The organism is Paraburkholderia kururiensis JCM 10599 = LMG 19447, assembly GCF_003986935.1.
Taxonomy (GTDB): domain Bacteria; phylum Pseudomonadota; class Gammaproteobacteria; order Burkholderiales; family Burkholderiaceae; genus Paraburkholderia; species Paraburkholderia kururiensis.
The window spans coordinates 154986-177549 of record NZ_RJZE01000005.1; the positions used below are offsets into that span (position 1 = coordinate 154986).

At 65.9% G+C, this 22564-nt stretch carries 20 protein-coding genes; 8 read left to right on the forward strand and 12 right to left on the reverse strand.

Annotation, left to right across the window (positions count from 1 at the left end; genetic code table 11):
• The first annotated feature begins 459 nt into the window (after positions 1-459).
• Positions 460-1260 carry an SDR family NAD(P)-dependent oxidoreductase gene (locus PKKP23_RS07670; protein ID WP_126876445.1) on the forward strand — a complete coding sequence of 267 codons (801 nt, stop codon included), beginning with the start codon at positions 460-462 and terminating at the stop codon, positions 1258-1260.
• Here the strand turns inward: PKKP23_RS07670 and PKKP23_RS07675 are convergent.
• Together PKKP23_RS07675 and PKKP23_RS07680 are read right to left on the reverse strand one after the other, a co-directional pair.
• Positions 1257-1643: a VOC family protein gene (locus tag PKKP23_RS07675; RefSeq protein WP_126876562.1), complete on the reverse strand. Its 387-nt coding sequence runs from the start codon at positions 1641-1643 to the stop codon at positions 1257-1259. The two genes, PKKP23_RS07670 and PKKP23_RS07675, sit on opposite strands and share 4 nt — an antisense overlap.
• 316 nt (positions 1644-1959) lie before the next feature.
• Positions 1960-2580, reverse strand: a complete 621-nt coding sequence (locus tag PKKP23_RS07680) for a cupin domain-containing protein (RefSeq protein ID WP_240658819.1) — start codon at positions 2578-2580, stop codon at positions 1960-1962.
• Positions 2581-2766: 186 nt separating this feature from the next.
• Between PKKP23_RS07680 and PKKP23_RS07685 the strand changes: the two genes are divergently transcribed.
• Entirely contained in the window at positions 2767-3387 is a 621-nt protein-coding gene (locus tag PKKP23_RS07685) for a LysE family transporter (RefSeq protein WP_126876446.1), read from the forward strand.
• Between the two features lie 150 nt (positions 3388-3537).
• Here the strand turns inward: PKKP23_RS07685 and PKKP23_RS07690 are convergent, their stop codons facing one another.
• The 7 genes from PKKP23_RS07690 to sapR form a co-directional block, all read right to left on the reverse strand.
• Positions 3538-4320 (reverse strand): ABC transporter ATP-binding protein, encoded by a 783-nt coding sequence (locus PKKP23_RS07690; RefSeq protein WP_126876447.1) that lies wholly within the window; start codon positions 4318-4320, stop codon positions 3538-3540.
• Entirely contained in the window at positions 4317-5225 is a 909-nt protein-coding gene (locus PKKP23_RS07695) for an ABC transporter ATP-binding protein (RefSeq protein ID WP_420873202.1), read from the reverse strand. Before PKKP23_RS07695 ends, PKKP23_RS07690 begins: the two co-directional genes overlap by 4 nt.
• Positions 5226-6143, reverse strand: a complete 918-nt coding sequence (gene nikC, locus PKKP23_RS07700) for a nickel transporter permease (protein ID WP_176048901.1) — start codon at positions 6141-6143, stop codon at positions 5226-5228.
• A gap of 128 nt (positions 6144-6271) precedes the next feature.
• Entirely contained in the window at positions 6272-7348 is a 1077-nt protein-coding gene (locus PKKP23_RS07705) for an ABC transporter permease (RefSeq protein WP_420873203.1), read from the reverse strand.
• Positions 7349-7407: 59 nt separating this feature from the next.
• Complete coding sequence (locus tag PKKP23_RS07710; RefSeq protein ID WP_026121977.1) at positions 7408-9009, reverse strand: ABC transporter substrate-binding protein; 1602 nt, start codon at positions 9007-9009, stop codon at positions 7408-7410.
• 112 nt (positions 9010-9121) lie between these two features.
• Entirely contained in the window at positions 9122-9688 is a 567-nt protein-coding gene (gene ddpX, locus PKKP23_RS07715; protein WP_126876448.1) for a D-alanyl-D-alanine dipeptidase, read from the reverse strand.
• 20 nt (positions 9689-9708) lie between these two features.
• Positions 9709-10698, reverse strand: coding sequence for a sap1 transcriptional regulator SapR (gene sapR, locus PKKP23_RS07720; protein ID WP_017777453.1), 990 nt, complete (start codon positions 10696-10698; stop codon positions 9709-9711).
• 212 nt (positions 10699-10910) lie between these two features.
• Here sapR and PKKP23_RS07725 point away from each other — a divergent pair, with 212 nt between their 5' ends.
• Complete coding sequence (locus tag PKKP23_RS07725; protein ID WP_017777452.1) at positions 10911-11522, forward strand: IMPACT family protein; 612 nt, start codon at positions 10911-10913, stop codon at positions 11520-11522.
• Between the two features lie 94 nt (positions 11523-11616).
• A complete protein-coding gene (locus PKKP23_RS07730; RefSeq protein WP_168724546.1) occupies positions 11617-12531 on the forward strand; it encodes a LysR family transcriptional regulator in 915 nt (304 codons plus the stop codon).
• A 63-nt stretch (positions 12532-12594) separates the two neighbouring features.
• Here the strand turns inward: PKKP23_RS07730 and PKKP23_RS07735 are convergent, their stop codons facing one another.
• Positions 12595-13752 (reverse strand): pyridoxal phosphate-dependent aminotransferase, encoded by a 1158-nt coding sequence (locus tag PKKP23_RS07735; protein ID WP_126876450.1) that lies wholly within the window; start codon positions 13750-13752, stop codon positions 12595-12597.
• A gap of 491 nt (positions 13753-14243) precedes the next feature.
• On the opposite strand from PKKP23_RS07735, the gene PKKP23_RS07740 reads away from it, so the two are divergent.
• The 3 genes from PKKP23_RS07740 (at position 14244) to PKKP23_RS07750 (ending at position 18224) form a co-directional block, all read left to right on the forward strand.
• The gene (locus tag PKKP23_RS07740) at positions 14244-15833 is read left to right on the forward strand and encodes an inorganic phosphate transporter (protein ID WP_126876451.1); all 1590 of its coding nucleotides are present in this window, start codon (positions 14244-14246) and stop codon (positions 15831-15833) included.
• 568 nt (positions 15834-16401) lie between these two features.
• Positions 16402-16887 (forward strand): DUF2844 domain-containing protein, encoded by a 486-nt coding sequence (locus PKKP23_RS07745; protein ID WP_026121975.1) that lies wholly within the window; start codon positions 16402-16404, stop codon positions 16885-16887.
• Between the two features lie 14 nt (positions 16888-16901).
• A complete protein-coding gene (locus PKKP23_RS07750) occupies positions 16902-18224 on the forward strand; it encodes a DUF3443 family protein (protein WP_126876452.1) in 1323 nt (440 codons plus the stop codon).
• Positions 18225-18425: 201 nt separating this feature from the next.
• Here the strand turns inward: PKKP23_RS07750 and ppk2 are convergent, their stop codons facing one another.
• Positions 18426-19346 (reverse strand): polyphosphate kinase 2, encoded by a 921-nt coding sequence (ppk2, locus tag PKKP23_RS07755; protein WP_126876453.1) that lies wholly within the window; start codon positions 19344-19346, stop codon positions 18426-18428.
• A gap of 234 nt (positions 19347-19580) precedes the next feature.
• Between ppk2 and PKKP23_RS07760 the strand changes: the two genes are divergently transcribed.
• The gene (locus PKKP23_RS07760) at positions 19581-20657 is read left to right on the forward strand and encodes a S1C family serine protease (RefSeq protein WP_126876454.1); all 1077 of its coding nucleotides are present in this window, start codon (positions 19581-19583) and stop codon (positions 20655-20657) included.
• 111 nt (positions 20658-20768) lie between these two features.
• Here PKKP23_RS07760 and ggt read toward each other — a convergent pair whose 3' ends face one another.
• Positions 20769-22496 carry a gamma-glutamyltransferase gene (ggt, locus tag PKKP23_RS07765; RefSeq protein ID WP_126876455.1) on the reverse strand — a complete coding sequence of 576 codons (1728 nt, stop codon included), beginning with the start codon at positions 22494-22496 and terminating at the stop codon, positions 20769-20771.
• Between the last annotated feature and the right edge of the window lie 68 nt (positions 22497-22564).

The following is a 22564-nucleotide window of genomic DNA, read 5'->3' on the forward strand; positions in this document are numbered from 1 at the left end:
GGCGCATTACTTGAGAGCGGTCTTTTAGGGACGGTTGATCGAAAACAGGCCGGATTGATATGAGCAAAACCGCGGCAAACGAAAAGCAAGGGATCGCCCTTATCGCGTCCTGAACAGGGCATGTTCAACCACGCATGTTCAACGACGCATGTTCCACGAACAAAGCGCCGATGAACGCGCGCGCCAGGACCTCGAAACGAAGCTCGCTCTCCACCCCGCTGACGGAGCCCGTCTGTAAGCTCTCGCACCTGTGCGCAGGCCGTTCGGCGAACCGATGCAAACGCAACGCAAAACGCCCCGCCGTGGTGGAAAGCGTGCATTCGCTGCTCTGTGGTCGAGCATTTACGCCTTCAGACGCCATGTCCTGAAACATACCTATAAACGTCATTTACGCCACCCTCCGCGACGCCTACGATTTGCCTTGCCGAATCCACACCACTCAACCGCAAGGAGCAAATCATGACTCAGGCACATCAAGGCACGGCGCTGGTAACGGGCGCATCGTCGGGCATCGGCGCCATTTACGCCGACCGCCTCGCGCGGCGCGGCTACGACCTCGTGCTCGTGGCGCGCAATCGCGAGCGCCTCGTCACGCTCGCCGACCGCATCACCACCGAAACGCGCCGCAACGTGGAGGTGATCGAAGCCGATCTCGGCGACCGCGCCGCGCTGGCTGCCGTGGAAGCGAAACTCAAGGAAGACGCGAGCATCGGTCTGCTCGTGAACAACGCGGGCATCGGCACACACACGCCGCTGCTGGAGAGCAACGTCGAACGCATGACAGACATGATCGAGCTGAACGTGACGGCGTTGACGCGCCTCGCCTACGCCGCGGTGCCCGGCTTCGTTGCGCGCGGCAAGGGCGCCATCATCAACATCGCGTCGATCGTCGCCATTACGCCCGAAATGCTCAACGGCGTGTATGGCGGCACCAAGGCGTTCGTGCTGGCGTTCAGCCAGTCGCTGCACCACGAACTGGCGAGCAAGGGCGTACAGGTGCAGGCCGTGCTGCCCGGCGCCACCGCCACGGACTTCTGGCAGACGGGCGGCCTGCCGCTCGAACACCTGGACAGCAACATCGTGATGCCCGCACCGGACATGGTGGACGCGGCGCTGGTGGGCTTCGACCGCGGCGAGCTGGTCACCATTCCGTCCCTGCACGCGGGCGAAAAGTGGGACGCCTACAACGCGGCGCGTCTCGCCATGTTCAACGAGTTGTCGCGCAACGTGCCGGCGCCGCGGTACGCCGCTGCGCGCTAGTTGTCGAACGTGCCTTGATATTCGGGGGCGGCGTCTGTGCGGGTGTTCAGTTCGAACATCACGCCGCCCGGCGCGCGGCAGAAGAAACGCGAGCCGCGGCCGTTGTTGAAGACCTCGGTCTCCATCTGCACGCCGTCTGCCTTGAAGCGTTCGTACAAGGCGCGCACGGCCGCGAGGCTCGGTAGCTCGAAGCCCGCGTGGAAGGCTTTCGGCCAGGCGGGCACGTCGTCGCGTGCGTGATCGATCACCACGTCGAAGCCGGGGCGCTTCAGGATGTACGACTGCTCCCACGTGCCGGCAATCGTGAAGCCGAGATACTGCTCGAAGAAGCGGGCGGTGGCGGCGGTGTCGGCCGAAGGGAAGCTCAGGTGATTGAGCTTCATGGTTTGCGCCGTGGCGTGTGTCGTGGTTTGTGTCGTGGTTTCTGAGGTGCGTTGAATCGTATCGGTCATCGTGAGTCTCTCGAAGCGTGGCGATGGCCCCATGCCATCTCGCCCAACGACGCCAGAATAGAAGCCCGACCACCCTTGCCACAACTCGCATTCCCTGCACGCTGCGGCACGCCGGGAAACGCTGACGGCACGGCGTGTTTCGACGATGGGCTGTGGTCGAGCGCGTGCCTGTTGCTCACATTTGCGTGTTTGCCGCCGTGCTCCGCGTTTGAGTCGGCGTGCGCCGGCACGATACCGTGCGGCTCGATCAAGCCCCGTGCCACAGCTTCACGAGCGGACCTTGCGCGCCGTAGAGCGGGTCCGACTTCGGATACCCCACGCGCTCCAGTGCTGCGAGGCGCTCCGCGTCCAGCGCCGTGCGGCTGATGCCGGTGTCCTGATCCGGCGGATACGCGCCCACGACGAGCAAGTCCCGGCTCGCGTCGATGCGGCAATGGCCGGTGCCCGCGGGCAGCACGACCACGTCGCCCGCACGCAGCGTGACCTCGTGCCCGCCGGGCAGCGGCCCGCCCAGCATCACGCGCGCCGTGCCCGCCGCAATGCCGAGCACCTCGTGCGTGGACGGATGGAAGTGGTGGAAGTCATACACGCCATTGCGCCATTGCGGCGGCCAGCCGTTCTGCGCGAAGCGCGCTTCGAAGCGCGCGGCGGGGTCGCGGCCGGACGGCGCAATCGCGTCTCGATAAACGAGCACGGGCAGCCGCGGATGATTCGGAATCCAGCCGTTCGGTGCAAGGCGCAGCGTTTCGGGTTGAATGACGGCGGGAGCGGCGCCCTCCACCACAGGCAGCACGCAAAGCGCAGGCACGAGGCGCGCGAGCATCCGCGCCCCGATGAGGTCGAATGGCATTCGGTGAGCGTTCGTCATCGGTTCCCTCCTTTCGCGACGAGGCCTGGCTCAGGGGACATACAAAGTCATACCCCGGCTACACCCAGGCTACACCCAGGCCACACCCAGGCCACGCAGCAGTTTTCAGGCCCGCCGCCGCGAGCGCGCCGCGGCACGATACGTTAACATCGGCAGCTTCCCCGCTCCTTCCGTAGAGGTTCGCCGATGCCCTATCTTGCCCAACTTGCTGCCGTAGCCGGCGTGATGCTGCTGGCCTGCATCAGCCCCGGTCCCGACCTGATCGCCGTCACGTCGCACGCGCTCTCGCGCCGGCGCGCCGGACTCTGCGCCGCGGCCGGCATCGCCACCTCGCACGCACTGTGGGCCACGCTCGCCGTGTTCGGGCTCGGTCTGATCCTCGCGAAGCTCGCGTGGCTTTACGAAGGCATCCGCATTGCGGGCGCCCTCTATCTGCTGTACCTCGGCGTGAAAACGCTTGCGGGCCTGCGCCAGCCGTCCGAGCCGCAACCTGCTGCCGCCGCGTACACGGGCAGCGGCTGGCATTCGTACCGTCGCGGCGTGCTGGTCGGGCTCACGAATCCGAAGGCCGCTGCGTTCTTCGGCAGTCTGTTCGTCACGCTGCTGCCCGTGCACGCGCCCATGTGGGTGCACGGTGCAACGGTGGCGACCGTCGCTGCGGTCTCCATCGGCTGGTTCAGCACGGTCGCGGTGCTGCTCTCCACGGCGAGCGTGCAGCGCGGCTACGCGAAGATCCGCAAGCCGATCGATGCCGTCATGGGAACGGTGCTGCTGGGGCTCGGCGCGAAGCTTGCCATCGATCGTTGATTGAACCGTTGATTTAGCCGACTACCTTGCCGCCCGGCGCATTCGCGCCGGGCAACCAGCGGCCTCGCATCAAGCCGCCGTGGTGCGGCCATAGAGCGGCCACTGAGGCCGCTACAGAGCCACATCAAAGCACCACCTCAAAGCACCACATCAAAGCGCCGCATCGATCCCGATGCCGGCCGCCGCCTTGCGGTGATATCCGCCCGTCGCGAGCAGCAGACTGCGCGTGTAATCGTGCTCCACCTGCTGCGCGCGCACCGCTTCCACCGAAAGCTGCTCCACGATCTCGCCGTTGCGCATCACGGCCACGCGCGCGCACAGAAAGCCCACTACCGCGAGGTTGTGACTCACGAGAATCATCGTGAGCCCGCGCTCGCGATGCAGCCTTCGCAACAGGTTGAGAATCTCGGCCTGCACGGAAACGTCGAGCGCCGATGTCGGCTCGTCGAGCAACAACACGCGCGGCTCCACGATCAACGCCCGTGCAATCGCCACGCGCTGCCGCTGTCCGCCCGAAAGCTGATGCGGGTAGCGAAACCGGAATGACGGCCCCAGCCCCACTTCGCGCAACGCATCGACAATGCGTTCGTCCTCGCGGTCAAGCCCGTTGATGGCGAGCGGCTCACGCAGCGTCTGGTCCACCGTGAAGCGCGGATGCAGCGACCCATACGGGTCCTGAAACACCATCTGCACGTTGCGCCGGAAAGCGCGATCGGGCTTCGCGCCTACGGCGTGGCCTGCGATCTGCGCACGGCCTTCGACGATGGGCGCAAGACCCGTCAACGCCCGCAGAATGGTCGACTTTCCCGAGCCCGATTCGCCGACGAGCCCGAACACCTCGCCCTCGTCCACATGAAAGCTCGCGCCGCGCACGGCATCGAACGGACCGGTTTGCGTGCGAAAGCGCACCGTGATGGCATCGACGTCGATCATGGCCGCACTCCTTCGCCGGTCCCGGCTTGATGGGCGCGGTCATTCAGCCACGCGGGGTCGCGTTCGAGCACCGGCAAGGTGTCCGGCGGGTTCGTGAGCGGCGGATTGGCCGCCAGCAGCCCGCGCGTATAAGGATGCTGCGCGTGCACCAGGTCGCGCGCCGCACAGGTTTCCACCACGCGTCCCGCGTACATCACGACGACGCGGTCGCAGAACGACATCACGAGCGGCAGGTCGTGGCTGATGAACACGAGGCCCGTGTCGTGCCGCTCGATCATCTCGTCGAGAATTGCGAGCACCTGCATGGAGACGAGCACGTCGAGCGCGCTGGTGGGCTCGTCGGCCACCAGCAGCTTCGGCCCCGCGGACACCATCATCGCGATCATCACGCGCTGCCCCATGCCGCCCGAGAGTTCGTGCGGATACGCCGTGGCTACGCGCTGCGGATCGCGAATATGCACCGCGGCGAGCGCCGCGAGAATCTTCTCGCGCATGGCGCGGCGGCCCAACCTCGGTTCGTGCAGCGCGAACGCCTCCCGCATCTGCGCGCCCACGGTCATGACCGGATTCAGCGAGTACTTCGGGTCCTGCAGGATCATGCCCATCTCGCGGCCGCAGAGTTTGCGCCGTTCGCGCGCGGGCATGCCGATCAGGTCTGCGCCGTCGAAGCGCAGCGTCTTCGCGCTCAGTTGCGCGGCGGGCGGTAAAAGGCCGAGCAGCGCGCGGCCCGTGAGCGACTTGCCCGAGCCCGATTCGCCCACAATGCCAAGCCGCTCGCCATGCTTCACCGTGAGCGAGAGGCCCCGCACCGCTTCAGTGAGCGCGCCGTCGTGGCCGCGAAAAGCGATGCGCAGGTCTTCTATTTCGGCGAGCGGCGCGCTGCCAGAGCGTTCGGTTGCCATCATTCAGTCTCCATGCCGCGGGTCGAACACGTCGCGCAAGCCGTCGCCCAGCAGGTTGAACGCAAGGCTGACGGCGAGAATCGCGCAGCCCGGAATGGTCGCGACCCACCACGCTTCCAGCAGCACGTTGCGGCCCGATGCCACCATGAAGCCCCATTCGGGGCTGGGCGGTTGCGCGCCCAGGCCCAGAAACCCCAAGCCCGCGACGGTCAGAATGATGCCGGCCATGTCGAGTGTGGCGCGCACGATCACCGACGACGAGCAGAGCGGCACGATATAGCGCAGCAGCAGCCGCGCGCGCGAGGCGCCTTGCAGCCGCGCCACGTGGATGAAGTCGGCCTGCACGAGGCGCAGCGTTTCGGCCCGCGCAAGGCGCGCATAGGCGGGCCACGCGGTAATCGAGATCGCGATCACCGCGTTCACGACGCCCGGGCCCAGCGCAGCCGCGAACGCCAATGCGAGCACGATCTTCGGAAACGCGAGCGCGATGTCGGTCACGCGCATCAGCACGTTGTCGATCCAGCCACCGAAGAAGCCCGCCGTCGTGCCGATCAAGAGACCGATGGGCACCACCACGACCACGACGAGCACCGCGATGGAAAGCGTGATGCGCGCGCCGTAGATGAGCCGCGAGAAAATGTCGCGGCCCAGTTGATCGGTGCCGAGCCAGTGCGACGCAGAGCCCGGCGGCAGCAGCCGGTCGGAGAGCACCTGGCGCAGCGGATCGTGCGGCGCGACGAGCGGCCCGAACACCGCAAGCGCCACGAGCAGCGCCAGAATCGCGAGGCCGAAGAGCGAGAGCGGATTGCTCGCGAAGCGGCGCCAGCGGCGATACGCGCGGCCCAACGCCGCCTGGCCGCGCGAGCGCGGCGCGTCGGTCAGAAGCCAGGCGCGCCAGTGCATGGCGGGCGTCGGCTCCATCACGGCCTGCGCGGCGCCCACGGGCTCATGAGGCACCTCGTCCTGCGACGCCTGCGCGGCGCCGTCCGGAAGCTTGACGAGGTCGGTCGAATCGGAACGCGGGTGCACGGAAAGAGTTCTCCAGAACATCAACGGGCACGCGGATCGAACACGCGGTAAAGCGCATCCGTCAGCAGGTTCAGTGCGATGAACGTGACGCCGATCACGAGCGTGCTGCCCAGCACGGCATTCATGTCGGCATTGAGCAGCGCGCCGGTCAGATAGGAACCGATGCCGGGCCAGGCGAACACGATCTCCGTAAGCACCGACCCTTCCAGCAGGAAGCTGTACGAGAGCGCAATGACGGTGAGCAGCGGCACCATGATGTTGCCGAACGCATGCATCCAGATCACGCGGCGCTCGGGCACGCCCTTAGCACGCGCGGTGGTGATGTACTCCTGGCTCAACTGGTCGAGCATGAACGAGCGCGTCATCCGGCTCAGATACGCGACCGAGTAGTAGCCCAGTATCGCGGCCGGCAGCACGATGTGCGAGAGCGCGTTGAAGAACACGTCCCATTCGCCCGCAATCAACGCGTCGATCAGCAGGCTGCCCGTGTGCGTATCCACCATGCCGTCGAACATGGGGTCGAGCCGGCCCGGCCCCGACACCCAATGCAGCCGCGCATAGAACAACAGCAGCCCCATGAGCCCGAGCCAGAACACCGGCACCGAGCTGCCGATCAGCCCCACGAAACGCGCCACGTGGTCGATCCAGCGGTTATGCCGCGCAGCGGCGATCACCCCCAGCGGCACGCCGATCAGCACGCCGATCACCGTCGCGAGCGTCGCGAGTTCGAGCGTGGCCGGGAACACGCGTTTGATGTCGTCGATCACGGGGTTCGCCGTGAGCAGCGAAACGCCGAGATTGCCGTGCAGCACGTCGCGCGCATAGAGCCAGAACTGCACCGCGAGCGGCTGGTCGAGCCCGAGTTGCGCACGCGCCGCCGCATACGCCGTGGCGGACGCGCGGTCGCCCACCACCATCAGCACCGGGTCGATGGGCACCTTGCGGCCAATCACGAACGTGACGGCGAGCAGCCCCACGAACGTGATGGCGAGCGTGACGGCCCAGCGCAGCACGCGCAGTGTCCAGCGCACGCTCGCGTGGCGCGCCGCGCCTTTGTGCAGGGTTTCGAGCGGCGTAGCCGGCATCGACAGGGACATGTTGATTTCCTCCAGCGAGAGGCGCGGGCGCGCCTCTCATGCTGCGCTTATTACCACGCCTATTGCTTCTTGACGTGCAGGTACGACACGAGGTCGTTGATCGGGCCCACTTCGAGGCCGGTCACGCCGGGCCGCGCAGCGACCTGCGAAACCTGCTGGAACATGATGACGAACGGCGAGCGCGCGAGCAGTTGCTTCTGCATGGTCTGATACAGCTGCGCGCGCTTCGCGGACGACGATTCGGCCAGCGCCTCGTTGGTTTCCTTCGTGAGGTCGGGGATGTCCCACGAATTGCGCCACGCGAGCATCTTGTAGGCCGACTTCTCCGAGTTGTCCGGATTCCATGCGAAGCCCTGCGCGTTGCTGTGCGGATCGATGTAGTCCGCCGACCATTCGCCGATGTAGATATCGTGCTGACGCGCGCGGTACTTCGCGAGCGTCTGCTTGTTGTCGCCCGGAATGATCTCCACCTTGATGCCGCCCTGCGCGAGATTGGCCTGAATGGCCTGCGCGATTTCGCTATAGGGGTAGCCGTTGCGCACGTCCATCGTCACGTTGAAGCCGTTCGGCAGGCCGGCTTTGGCGAGCAGCGCCTTGGCCTTCGCCACGTCCTGATGGTAGGGGTTCGTGTTCAGCGCGCCGAGGAAGCCTTCGGGCAGGAACGTCTGGTGCACCTTGAAGGTGGTCTTCGCGATGTTGGTCTGAATGCCGTTGTAGTCGATCAGCCACTTCATGGCTTCCTGCACTTCGGGCTTCGCGAGGTTCGCATTCTTCACGTTCAGGCCGAGGTACAGCAGCGTAGCCTGCGGCACCGCCGTGATGTGCGCCTTGCCCGATTTTTCGAGCGCGGCGAGGTCGTCGGGGCTCAGGTTGCGGGCCACATCGGCGTCGCCGTTTTCAAGCAGCAGCCGCTGGCTCGCCGCTTCGGGCACGTGACGCAGCACGATGCGCTTCATGGCAAGCGGCAGGCGGTAGCCGTCGAAGCGCTGCAAGACGATGCTCTCGTTCGCCGTCCACTTCACGAGCCGGTACGCGCCCGAGCCCGCTTCGTTCGTGCGCAGCCACTCGTTGCCAAAGTCGTTGTTCTTCTGGTGCGTGAGCAGCAGCTGCTTGTCCACCACCGACGCCGGCCACGCGCCCAGCACGTTCAGCACGAAGGTCGGCGCGTACTTCTGGTCGGTGGTGATGCTGACCGTCGTGTCGTCTATCTTCTTCACGCGTTGCAGCACGTTGTCCTTCGTGAGGCCGATGCCTTGCAGCACCGCAGCCGCGCCCTTGTCGAGCAGCACCGTGCGCTGAATGGACCAGGCCACGTCGTCTGCCGTGAGCGGGTTGCCCGAGTGGAACTTGAGGCCGCTCTTGATCTTGAACGTGAAGGTGAGTCCGTCGGGGCTCACGGTCCATGACTGCGCCACGTCGCCATTGAATTTCGAGGGGTCTTTGAGATCCACCCGCACGAGCCGGTCGTAGGTGTTCGCAATGTATTCCTCCGGCACGAGTTCGTAGACTTCGCCCGGATCGAGCGTGGAAAACTCGTCGAGCATCGTGGCCATCACGAGCATGTCTTTCGGCGTGGCGGCCAGCGCCGGCGCGCCGAATCCGAAGCCCAGAGCTGCCGCCATGCTGGCCGCGGCCAGCCCATTGCGCAAAACGCGATTCATGTTCGCTCCCGTAAGTGGTCGTGCAGTGGTAGTGAAAAGAGGTGTATCGGCAAAACTGGTTATCCGCTATGCGCTGCGTCAGGACGCTATATCTGGGCGTTACATCTGGGCGCTACATCAACCGCAACGGGCCGCTTTCTTCGTTGTCGATGAGCGGCAGCGCCATCGCCCCGGGCAGTTCGTAATGCCACCACTCGCTCTTGATGTGCGTGAAACCCGCGGCGTGCATCACGCCGATCAGTTGCAGCCGGTTGCGCTGCACGTGCTCGGGCAGGCCGGGGTGAAAGTGCTCCGATTCGATGGTCATCGCGTCGAAGCCCGTGCCCATTTCGAGCGCGTTGCCTTCGGTGTCGAGCAATGTGAGGTCGAGCGCCGCGCCGCGGCTGTGGTGCGAGCCGCGCTTCACGTCCGCCACGTAGGTGGGGTCCGGCAGGAAGTCCCACAGCACCTGCTGCGCTTGCGGCGGGCGGTAGGCGTCGAAGATGCGCAGCGTGTAGCCGCTTGCACGCGCAATCTCCACGGCACGGCGCAGCGCGGCTTCCGCGGGTTCGAGCAACAGGCAGTGGGCCGCCTTGTAGATGGGCTTGCCCGTCAGGTTGCGGTCGGTCGCGTAGACGATGTCGAGATCCACGCCGTGGCTTTCGGGCGTGATGGGAACGAGGCGGTGCGGGTGCGTCATGAATGAGGTCATGAATGGGGTCACGAAGAAGCAGACGTAGTGCGATGCGATTGACGGGACGCCGGCACGTCGAACTGTTCGAGTTCGCGCTGCAGCTCGCGGTTGCGGGCCACGCGCGCGTCGATGGCGGGGCCGAGCCGTTCGACCACCGACGTAATGAGCAGATTGAACAGGCACGTGAGCGGCGCGAGCGAATCCCAGAACTGCCCGACGTCGGTCTTCACCTGGATGAGGTCGCAGGCGAAGTCGCGCGCCCACGGGCAGTAGAGGTCGGTGACGAGCGCGAACGGCAAGCCGCGGCGCGCGGCGGCTTCGCAGTAGCGGCGCGCGATGCGCGAGTACGCGCGCGTGTCGGTCACGATCAGGTAGGGCTCGGCGAACTCGGCATTGAGCGAATCCACGTACGAGCCCGACATGCCGTCCGAGTAGAACACCCGCGGCCGGATGTATTCGAGGTAGCTGTAGAACGCGTTGCTGATGCCGCGCGTGGACTGGATGCCGAGTATGTAGACGGCCTCGGCATGCGCGATGCGCTTCGAGACGTTGGCAAACGCCTCGCTCTGCGCGAGCGCGTAGACGTGGCGGATGGCGTCCAGTTCGAGTTCCAGCGCGTTCGGTGCGCCTGGCGAGGCAAGCGGCGAGGCGATCTGCGACGAGGCTGCCGCGGGTGCTCCTTCGCCGTTCGATGCGGTAGCCGCGTCGTCATGGCCGGCTCCATTCTGGCCTGCGGCAGCGCGCCGGCGGTACTCGTCGAGCCGGTCCGTGATCATCCAGGGCCGTTCGAGCGCGCCGCGCAACTCGCGCTTGAGATCGTCGAGGTTGCGGTAGCCCACGCTGCGCAGGAAACGGCCCACCGAGATGCCGCTCGTGCCCGTGCGTTGGGCGATCTCGTCGGCGGTCTCGAGCCCGAGGCGGTCGAGGTTCGCCAGCATGTAGCTCGCAATGCGCTTGGCGGTGGGCGTGAGGCCGGCAAAACTGGCTTCGACGGTCTGGGCGAAGGTGGGTCGCATCGCGCGGTGTGGTGAGTGGGTTGATTAGCGTGTTGGTTAGTTATCTGTCATTCGACAGCTGAATGACATGCATCTAACAAAGCCAATAAACCCAGCGCCAGCTTAAAAATTCAATCGGCATAGATGGGCCGATAGCCGGCCCGATAAATGGCCCGATAGATGGGCCGATAAGCCGCCACGGTAAAATCGCGGGGTTTCCGGCAAACCGCTACATGACCTACACGCTCGCCCACACCGTTACCGCGGAACTCGACATCCGCAAAAGCCGCTTCCTCGCCTGTGCCGTGCCCGTTGCCGACCGCGACGCCGCAATGGAGGTGCTGCGCGGCCTGCGCCAGGAACATCCCACGGCCACGCACGTCTGCTGGGCGCTGCTGGCGGGCGGCCAGTCCGGCATGTCGGACGACGGCGAGCCGTCCGGCACCGCGGGGCGCCCCATTCTCGAAGTGCTGCGCCATCACGACCTGGACGGCGTGCTCGCGGCCGTGGTGCGCTACTACGGCGGCGTGAAGCTGGGCGCGGGTGGCCTCGTGCGCGCTTACACCGACGCCATTGCGACGGCGCTGCAAGACGCGCCGCGCGTGGAGCGCATCGCTCAGGCCTTGCTGACCGTGGAGATCGGCTATGCCGACGAAACGCGCGTGCGGCGCTGGATGGAACAGGAAGGTTTCACGCTCGCGGATAGCCGCTACGCGATGGGCGTTCAATTCACCATCAGCATGCCGGCCACGATGGTGGAACGCGCACGCGATGCGCTGCGGGATATGACGCAGGGCCGCGCGGTGTTCGTGGAATCAGAGGATTCGGCGAATTCGGCGGACTAGCCGACGCATAACCAGGCGCATTGAGCGCGCCAAGCGCATTCAGCGTGCACGCCATGCCAACCCAGGCACAACAACGAACGAGGATCGCAACATGATGGACCGGTTTCTGGCGATGAAGGTATTCGCCCGCGTGGTCGAATCCGGCAGCTTCACGAAGGCAGCCGAAACGCTGCAACTCACGGCGCCGCAGGCCTCGCGCATCATCCAGGCGCTCGAAGCGCATCTGGGCGCGCGGCTCCTGAACCGCACCACGCGCAGCGTGAGCGTGACCGAAGACGGCGAGCGCTACTACCAGCGCTCGCTGCGCGTGCTCGCCGAAGTGGACGAGATGGAGTCGGAACTCACGCATGCGCGGCTGAGCCCGAAGGGCAAGATCAAGGTCAACATGCCGGCGCTGATCGCGAAAACCTCGATCATTCCGGCGCTGCCCGAATTCTTCGCGGCGTATCCCGACATCGAAATCGAAATGGGTCTCTCGGACCGGCAGGTGGACATCGTCGAAGAAGGCGTGGACTGCGTGATCCGCACCGGCGAGCTGGACGACTCGGGGCTCGTGGCACGGCGCATCGGCAACATGGGGCGCGTGACCTGCGCCGCGCCCGCCTACCTCGACAAATACGGCGAGCCGAAATCGCCCGAGGATCTGAGCGAGCACATCGGCGTCAATTACGTGTCGAGCAACACCGGGCGCGTGCGGGCCTGGGACTTCCAGGTGAACGGCAAGACCGAGCTCTTCGACATGAAAAGCATGATCGCCGTGAACGAGGTGGGTGCCTACGTGGCTTGCGGGCTGCAAGGGCTCGGCATCGTGAAGGGCACGCGCTTCATTCTGGAGCCCTATCTGGCAAGCGGCGCGCTGCGCGAGATCCTGAAGGACTACCCTTCCATCCCGCGCCCCATCTCGATTCTCTACTCGCCCAACCGGCAGTTGCCGCACCGCATCCGCGTGTTCGTCGACTGGGTGGCGGCCGTGTTCGCGCGCGAGCCGCTGCTGCAATGCACGGCGTGAACGCCGCAAGCGCGGCAGCGGCAGCGGCAAGCGGCAAGCGGCAAGCGGCAAGCGGCAGCGACGTTACACGCCCCAGGCGCGACGCACGCGCTCGCGAATATCCGCTAGCCGCGCAACGGGCTCGTTCGAAAACACGAAGCGCAGATAACGGCCCGCGTCAGGCCCCCAGCCCGACATCGCGGTAGCCGCCACCTCGCCCTTTTCGAGCAGCAGCCGCGACGCTTCCTGCGGCGCGAGCCCCAACTGTTCCGTGTCGATCAGAAGCGACCAGCCGCCGTGCGGCGGCACCACCGGCAGGCCGCGCAAGGCATCGAGCAGACAGTCGCGGCGCGCCTGCCATTCAGCAACGGCCTGCGCGATACCGTCGTCGGCGCAGGTGAGCGCGGCCGTCGCCCCCGGCATGCCGATGCCCACCTGGCACACCACGTTCGAGAGGCTCGTGAGCCGCACGTCGGCCATGATCGACTCGGGGCCCACAATCCAGCCCACGCGCCAGCCGATCATGCGGTACTCCTTCGACACGGAACCCACCGTCATGGTCCGCTCGCGCATGCCGGGCAGCGCCGCGGGATGAATGACCTCGCGGCTATCGAACAGGATGCGTTCCATCGCGGCGTCGTAGACGAGCCATGCGTCCGCGCGACGGCAATGATCGGCAATCGCGTTCCATTCCTCGGCATTCGCGACGAAACCGCCCGGCATGGAAGGCGACACCATGAGGAACGCCCGCGTGCGCCGCCCGACGGTTGCCGCGAGACTATCCAGATCGAGGCGCCAGCCCGCAGCGCCGGGCACGAGCCGCACAAACACGGGCACGCCGCCCACCAGCCGCACGCGGTTGATGAGGCCCGCGTAGGTCGGATCGGTGAGCACCACTTCGTCGCCGGGCTCCAGGATGGAAAGCAACACGTTGAGGATGCCCGCAAGGCCGCCCGCGGAAACGATGCATTCGTTGGCGGGATCGTAGACGGCACCGGCCGTGCGCTGCATGCGCGCGACCACGGCCTCGCGCAGCGCCGTCTGGCCGGTGAACGGCAGGTAGCTGTTGGCGTCGTCGTCGTCGATGGCCGCGTGCGTCGCGCGGATGGCTTCCGCGGGCGGACGCAGGTCCGTGTCGAGATTTTCGAGCCGCAGGATGTGGCGGTTGTGTTGCGCGTCCGCGGCGTCGCCCATTCGGTCCACGCCAATGCCGGGAATCATCTTGAGACGGGAAACGGTCATGCCTTCCTCCTCGGTTGATGCCCGCGCGCTCCTGCAGCGCACGAGTCTGCGCGAGCGACGCCAGAGCGGTCTTCTACCAACGTCCGAGCAGCCGAAGACCGCCCGGAACTGCGCGCGCCAAACCAAACTCACCCCAAAGCGACCCCAACGCGGTCGCATCCATACAAAACCGTCATCAAGCCGACATTCACATTCGCCACGATGGACGGGGACCCGCTTGTTGGTCCGCTGTTCGGTCGGCTTTCGGGTCAGCTTTCAGTGCGCTTTTCTGGCACGCGCTTGAGATCGTTCTGAGCCCGCTCTGAGCCCGCTTTCGAACCTGCTTCTGGCCCGTTTTGGGCCGGTTTCGGGCTTGCTTCAAGGCCTCTTCAGGGCCTGCTTCAAAACCCCTTCAAGGCCGCTTTCAGGCCCGATCCCGAGCGGCCCTGCCCCGGCCGCGTCCTGCCAAGGCCGCTCCCGATCTCGACACCCTAATGAGGAGAGACAAGGCAATGCCCGACCTTTCGTATCCCCAGCAGGCCACTGCCGGCGCCGCGCGCGGCCGCAACGCAAGCCTGGCCGCATTTCTCGCCGTGCTGCTGATCGGCGCCGTCTACGTTGCAACGCACCTGGTCGGCGATCTCGCGCCCGTGCGCGAGGGCTCCATCCTGCCCTGGCTGCTGCTGGGCGTGGCCCTCGCCATCGCGCTCGGCTTCGAATTCGTGAACGGCTTCCACGATACCGCGAACGCCGTGGCCACCGTCATCTATACCCATTCGCTCACGCCGAATGCGGCCGTGATCTGGTCGGGCACGTGGAATTTTCTGGGCGTGCTCACGTCCACGGGCGCCGTCGCGTTCGGCATCCTGCAACTGCTGCCGGTGGAACTGATCCTGCAGGTGGGCAGCAGCGCGGGCTTCGCGATGGTGTTCGCGCTGCTGATCGCGGCCATCATCTGGAACCTGGGGACGTGGTACTTCGGGCTGCCGTCGTCGAGTTCGCATACGCTGATCGGCTCCATCATCGGCGTGGGGCTCATGAACCAGCTGATGCACGGCGCCTCGCGCACGAGCGGCGTGGATTGGAGCCAGGCGCTGGGCGTCGGCAAGTCGCTGCTGTTTTCGCCGGTGGTCGGCTTCCTGCTTTCCGCGCTGTTGCTGCTCGTGCTCAAGGCGCTCGTGCGCGTGCCGGCGCTCTACGCCGAACCCAAGGGCAACGAAGCGCCGCCGTTCTGGATTCGCGCGCTGCTCGTGCTGACGTGCACGGGCGTGTCGTTCGCGCATGGCTCCAACGACGGCCAGAAGGGCATGGGGCTCATCATGCTGATCCTGATCGGCACGGTGCCCACCGCCTACGCGCTCAACCGCGCGGTCACGCCGGCCGAGACGCAGACCTTCATCGCCGTGGCGCACGAGGCGGCGGCCACCTTCGGCAAGTACACGAACGGCGTAGCGGCGCCCGCGCAGCCGCGCGTCGAGGCGGAACGCTACATCGCGAGCCGGGAGCTGTCGCCCGCCACGGTGCCGGCCATTCAGGCGCTCACGCTGCGCATTGCGGACCAAGTGGGCGCGTCGCCCTCCATGGCCGCCGTGCCGCAGAGTGAAGTGGGCAACGTGCGCAACGACATGTACGTGGTGTCCGAAGCCATCCGGCTCATGGAAAAGGCGAAGCAGCCGGTCTTCGCGGCGGCGGATGCCGGCGCCATCGACAACTTCCGCAAGCAGGTGGACCACGCCACCAAGTTCATCCCGACCTGGGTGAAGGTGGCCGTGGCGATCGCGCTCGGGCTGGGCACGATGGTGGGCTGGAAGCGCATCGTCGTGACGGTGGGCGAGCGCATCGGCAAGCAGCATCTGACCTACGGCCAAGGCGCCTCGGCGGAACTTGTCGCCATGGCGACGATTGGCGCGGCCGACGTGTACGGGCTGCCGGTCTCCACGACGCACGTGCTCTCGTCGGGCGTGGCGGGCACGATGGCGGCCAACGGCTCGGGGCTGCAATGGGGCACGGTGCGCAGCCTCGTGCTGGCCTGGGTGCTGACGCTGCCGGCCTCGATCGCACTGGCGGGCGCACTGTACTGGGTGTTCCGCCACGCGTTCTGACGGGCGGACGGACGTGGTGCGCGGTGCGCCGCCGCCATTCGGCGGGCGGGATGCGGCGCACTGCCTTCCCGCGCGGCCGTCCGAAGGATGAGCCGGGACGCGCCACCTTTCCGCGTGGCCTTCCGAAGGAAGAGCCGCCACGCGCCGCCTTTCCGCACAACCCTCCGAGGGATGAGCCTCCACGCGCCCCCTTTCCGCGCGGCCTTCCGATGGGTAAGCCGCGCCCCGCACCTTCCGGTCGGCGGACGCGCCACACACGTCGCGGCCGCCCCATTTTCCGCGCCGCTGTTTTCTCCGTTCAGCCTTGTCAGCCTGAGGGTGTCGCACGCGCCAGGCGCTCCCGCGGCCATTCATTTCGGATCATTGATCGAACGCTGTTCCGCTACGATTGCGTTGCCGCGTCTTACCCGCTGCCGCGAACGCCAAGCCCAGCGGGGCTACGACTGCTTACCGGCGTAATCGCCCTTAAGAATTCCCTTTAACTGCCGTCATTCCCCATTGGGTGACCCATGAATCACCTGTTGTCGCACCACTCACCCAATAAACATAAAACGTTGGATATTCGCGAATGAGAAGATTCGATACGAGGGTTTTGTCGCCCGTTGCTGTCGCGCTCGCCGCGGCCGCAATCGTTTCCGCCTCGCCGGCCTATGCCGAGCTGGGCGCCGCTCCGACCTGGCAGCCCGCCAGCACCACCAACACGCGGATGACGCAGCGCATCAACGCCGCTGCCGTGCTGTTCCGCGTCAACGAGACCACGCTGCCGAGCGGCACGGTGGTTCGCGAATACGTCGGAACGAACGGCACCGTGTTCGCCATTGCGTGGCAAGGCCCGCAGATGGCGCCGCTGAACACGCTGCTCGGCACCTACTTCCCTGCCTACGTACAGGGGCTCGCTACTGCGCATGCGGCGCAGCACAACGGATACGGACCCGCCACCGTCCAGCAGTCGAACCTCGTGGTTCAGACGGGCGGACACATGGGTTCCTTCACGGGCCGTGCATGGCTGCCGCTCGCGGTGCCGGCCGGTTTCAACACTGACGATATCCAGTAAGCGAGATAACCCTCATGTCCAGCAAATTCGCATGGTTTGGCGCGATCGCCGGCTTCTGTCTCGTTCTGGCCGCCTGTGGCGGCGGCGGTGGCGGCGGCTCCAGCACGACCACGACGACCAGTTCCGGCACGACGTCGGGCAGCACCACGACGTCCGGCAGCACGAGCAGTTCGACCAATTCCACGAACACCACCCCCTGGGCCGACGCAACGGCTACGCCGACCGCCGTCAACGGCACCAACGCGGTGGCGATCAGCGTGTCGAACCAGCTGTATGGGCTCGTGAACGCGCCGATGGTGAGCGTGACGGTGTGCCAGGCCAACACCGGCGCCACGGGCTCCACCTGCTCGACGATTCCGAACGTGCTGCTGGATACCGGCTCGTATGGCTTGCGGCTATTCGCATCGGTCGTGCCTTCGAACACGATGAATGCATTGGCGGCACCGACTGTCGCCGAATGCGGCCTCTTCGTCAGCGGCTACACGTGGGGCGGCGTGCGCAACGCCGACATCAAGCTCGGCACCGAAGTCGCCACGAACGTTCCGGTGCAGATCATCAGTGACTCCGCGATCTCGGCATCGGCTCCGAGCGAATGCCAGATCGGCACGGCCATGAACACGCCTAATGCGGCCTTTGCCAACGGCATTCTCGGCGTCGGCAGTAGTCAATACGACTGCGGCACCGGGTGTGTGAGCGGCGCGCAGAGCGGCGCGTATTACACGTGCTCGGGCTCCACCTGCACGGCTACCACGCAGCCGCTCGCCTTGCAGGTGCAGAACCCCGTCGCCCTCTTCCCGACGGACAACAACGGCGTGATCGTGGAAATGGCGCAGGTGGCGGATCTGGGCGCGACAACCGCCTCAGGCACGCTCGTGTTCGGCATCGACAAAACAAGCAACAGCGTCTTGTCTGGGACTGGCGCCACGCTGCTCAAGACCAACAACGCGGGCAACTTCACGGCCACCTACAAGACGCAGACCTTCACCGACAACGCGTTCTTCGACTCGGGCTCCAACGGCCTGTTCTTCCCGGACTCGACCATTACGCGCAGCGGTTCGTGGTACGCGCCCAGCACGACGCTGCCGCTCACGGCCTCGCTCACCAATTCGAGCGGAAATGCCTCGGCGACCACCACGGCGCTGAACTTCAACGTGGCCAACGAAATCGTGCTCGCCAACACCGGCAACTTCGCGTTCAACGACATCGCGGGCACGGCCAGCGGCATGATGGACTTCGGCCTGCCGTTCTTCTACGGACGTCACGTGTACGTGGGCATCGTCGGCAAGACGTCGACCGGCGGTGGCACGGGGCCCTACGTCGCGTACGTGTCGCAGTAATGTCGCAGTGACCCGCTGACCGTGGCCGTCTGAAGAACGACACCGCGACGGTCCGCAACAATCCCGCCTTGGCGGAGCCGGCAACAAAAAACGCGCGGCGCAGGCACTGGCAGAAACCAGTGTCCGCGCCGCGCGTTTCGTCTTTCAGGCTCTGAAACCGCCGCGGTTACAGTTGGCGCGCTGCTCCCGCAGCGCCACGGCTCAATACACCTCGGGCACCATCATCGCCCCCGGCACGGGCTGGCGGATGTAGTCCGGATGATGCACGCGCGCCGGCAACGCCACGGCCGGATGCTCGATCTCGTGGTACGGCACCTGACTCAGCAGATGGTGGATGCAGTTGAGCCGCGCGCGCTTCTTGTCCACGGCGTGCACCACCCACCACGGCGCCTCGGGAATGTGCGAGCGCTGCAGCATCACTTCCTTCGCCTGCGTGTAGGCTTCCCAGCGGCGCCGGCTTTCCAGATCCATCGGGCTCAGCTTCCACTGCTTGAGCGGGTCGTTGATGCGGCTCTGGAAGCGGATTTCCTGTTCGTCGTCCGTGATCGAAAACCAGTACTTGACGATCTGGATGCCGCTGCGCACCAGCATCTTTTCGAACTCGGGCACGGAGCGGAAGAACTCCTCGTATTCATCGTCAGTGCAGAAATTCATGACGCGCTCCACGCCCGCGCGGTTGTACCAGCTGCGGTCGAACAGCACCATCTCGCCGCCTGCCGGCAGATGCGGCACGTAGCGCTGGAAATACCACTGCGTGCGCTCGCGGCTGTTCGGCGCGGGCAGCGCCGCGACGCGGCACACGCGCGGATTGAGCCGCTGCGTGATGCGCTTGATCGCGCCGCCCTTGCCCGCCGCATCCCGCCCCTCGAAGATCACGACGAGACGGTGGCCCGTGTGCACGATCCAGTCCTGCAGCTTCACGAGTTCGCCCTGCAGGCGGAACAACTCCTTGAAGTAGAGCCGGCGCGTGCTGCGAGCCTCGTCGGTGAACGCGGCCTCGCCATCGAGGATGCGGTCGTCCACCTCCATCTCGAGTTCTTCGTCGTATGCGTCGATCAGTTCTTCCTCGAGCCGCCGCTGCCGCTCAAGCGACATATCGGGCTTGCGGTCTTCGTCGTTCATCGGCTTCCTCCTCGCTACGAAAATGGGTCGCGTGCTGCTTGCGCGGATTGCACACATGGCGCGGCACAAAATGGCGCGCCCCATTATCTGATGCCACGGTGTCAACCGTATTACCCCGCGCATGACTCGCTGTCCAGCAGGGCGGCCACGCGAAACGCGGCACCGCTTGCCCGCGCCCTTGAAAAACAGGGCAATGACCCCGCATCTGCGGCCCTCTTCATCCGGAGCCCCAACATGGGAAGCCGTCCCCGTTTTATCGACGATCTTTCGCGCGGTGCGCCTGAGCCGGACGCATCTCAGCCGGCCACGCCTGAGCCGGCCGCACCTCAGCCGGCCACGCCGGGTCCATTAAGCGACGACGCCCTGCTCGACGCCTACTCGCGCACCGTGATCGGCGCGCTGGCCCGCGTGCAGCAGGCCGTCGCCTTCATTGCCGTCGAACGCAGCCTGCCCGGCGACACCGGCCGCGCGCCGCGCGTGCGCGGCGGTACCGGTTCGGGATTCCTGTTCACGCCCGACGGGTATCTGCTCACCAACAGCCACGTCGTGCACGGCGCCACGCGCATCAGCGTGACGCTCGCCGACGGTTCGAAATACGATGCCGACCTCGTCGGCGACGACCCCGATAGCGACCTCGCCGTGCTGCGCATCGGCTGCGCGGAGCCGCTGCCGCACGTGGAGCTAGGCGACTCGTCGTCGCTGCGCGTGGGGCAGATCGCCATCGCGGTGGGCAATCCGCTCGGCCTCGCGCAGACCGTCACGACGGGTGTCGTCTCGGCGCTCGGCCGCTCGCTGCGCTCCACCACGGGCCGCATGATCTACGACGTGATCCAGACCGACGCCGCGCTCAATCCCGGCAATTCGGGCGGTCCGCTGATCAATTCGGCAGGCCAGGTGATCGGCGTGAACACGGCGATCATTCAGGGCGCGCAGGCCATCAGTTTCGCCACCGCAATCGACACCGCGAAGTGGGTCATCATGCAGATCTTCGCGTATGGCCGCGTGCGACGCGCCTATATCGGCGTGGCGGGCACCGTGTCGCCGGTATCGCGGCGCGCACAGCGCTACTTCGGGCTCGATCAGGCCGCGGGCGTGCGCGTGCTCGAAGTGGTGAAAGGCAGCCCCGCCGCTCAGGGCGGCCTGCGCGTGGACGACACGATCGTCGCCATCGACGCGCTGCCCGTGGACAGCGTGGACGCGTTGCAGCGCTCGCTCGACGCATCGCGTATCGATCGCGCGGTGAAGATCACCGTGCTGCGCGGCGTGCAGCGGCTGGAACTGGACGTGACGCCTGTGGAGCAGAAGGGGTGAGCTGAGCACTGCGGAAAACATCCGTTCGCCGCGGCCCGGCAAAAACGAAAGAGGCATCGCACGGCTACCCGTGCGATGCCTCGTCACTCCAGCTTCCTGCTGACCTGCTACTTACTGAACCACCCGCGTCACCCCGCGCCCGCGCGGGTCCGCCGCGGGCAGCGGCGTGTCGCCGTCGATCTTGATGGCCTGGATGTCGCCGCTGAAGTTCTGCCCCTTCAGCACATAGCCCTTCGCCTCGACCGCCTTCGCAAGCTCGCCGTCCATGGGCTGATACGGCTCCCAGAAGATCGTATTGGGCGGCAGCAACTGGTGATGGAAGCGCATTGCCGCCACCGCGTCTTTCAGCGGCATGTGGAAGTCGTAGATGTTGTTGATCACCTGGAAGATCGACGTGAAGATGCGCGAGCCGCCAGGCGTGCCGATCACGAGCGACACCTTGCCGTCCTTCGTGAGGATGGTGGGCGTCATGGAGGAAAGCGGCCGCTTCTTCGGCGCAATCGCATTCGCGTCGCTGCCCACCACGCCGAACATGTTCGGCACGCCGGGCTTGGCCGAGAAGTCGTCCATCTCGTCGTTGAGCACGATGCCCGTGCCGTCCGCCACCACACCCGAGCCGAAATAGCCGTTGATGGTGTAGGTGTTCGACACCGCGTTGCCCCACTTGTCCACCACCGAGAAGTGCGTGGTCTCCGCCTTCTCCGGCATCGAGGTGCCAAGCCCCGGCTGCACGCTCTTCGTATCGGACGGCGTGTTCTCGTTGACCTCCGCCGCGCGCTTCGCAATGTAGGCATCGTCGGTCAACTGCGCGATGGGCACCTTATAGAAGTCCGGGTCGCCGAGGTACTGGGCGCGGTCTGCGAACACGCGCTTCTCGATCTCCGCGATCAGGTGAACGTATTGAGCCGAGTTGAGCGAAACGCCCTTGAAATACGGCGCGAGATCGGCCTTCATCTTCAAGAGCTGCACGAGCCCGATGCCACCCGAGCTGGGCGGCGGCGCCGTGATGATGCGATAGCCGTTCCAGTTCGCTTCGATCGGTTGACGCCACACGGCCTTGTACTGCTGCAGGTCCTGCTTCGTGATGAGACCGTGGCCGCGCATGGAGGCGGCGATCAGGTCGGCGGTCTTGCCGCTGTAGAAATCTTTCGCGCCGTCGTTGGCGATGCGCGTCAACACGGACGCCAGTTGCGGCTGCTTGAAGTTGACGCCTTCGTTCATGCCGCCGAAGTACTGATCGAAATTCGTCTTGCCCGCGAATTCCTTCGATGCCGCGTCGCGACGCTGCGCGAGCTGGTCGCTCACTTCGAAGCCGTCGCGCGCGTAATGGATGGCGGGCGCAAGCACCTGCTTCCACTTGAGCTTGCCGAAGCGCCGCTGCGCTTCCCACATGCCCGACACGGTACCGGGCACGCCTACGGCGTCATAGCCATAGAGGCTCTTGCCGGGAATCACGTTGCCCTGGTCGTCCAGGTACATGTTGCGCGTGGCGGCCAGCGGCGCACGTTCGCGATAGTCGATGAAGTACGGCTTGCCGTTCACGTAGAGCGTCATGAACCCGCCGCCGCCGATGTTGCCGGCTTCGGGATACGTGGCCGCGAGTGTGAACGCGATGGCGACGGCGGCATCCACCGCATTGCCGCCTTCCTTGAAGACCTGTTCGGCGGCGTCGGCTGCATATTTGTCCGCTACGGCAACCGCCGAGCCGGTAAGGATGGCCGGCTGCTGCGGTACCTTCGCAACAGCGGGCGTGCTCTCGAGAAAGCCCGCGGATACCGATGCGAGCGAGACGAACGCGAATGCACTAGCAGCGACTTTGCTTCTTTCGATTAACTTCATTGGACGTCCCCCATGGCAACACTGCATGGCACTTGCGTGCGCAGTGAGTTGAGTGCGCAGCGAAAACT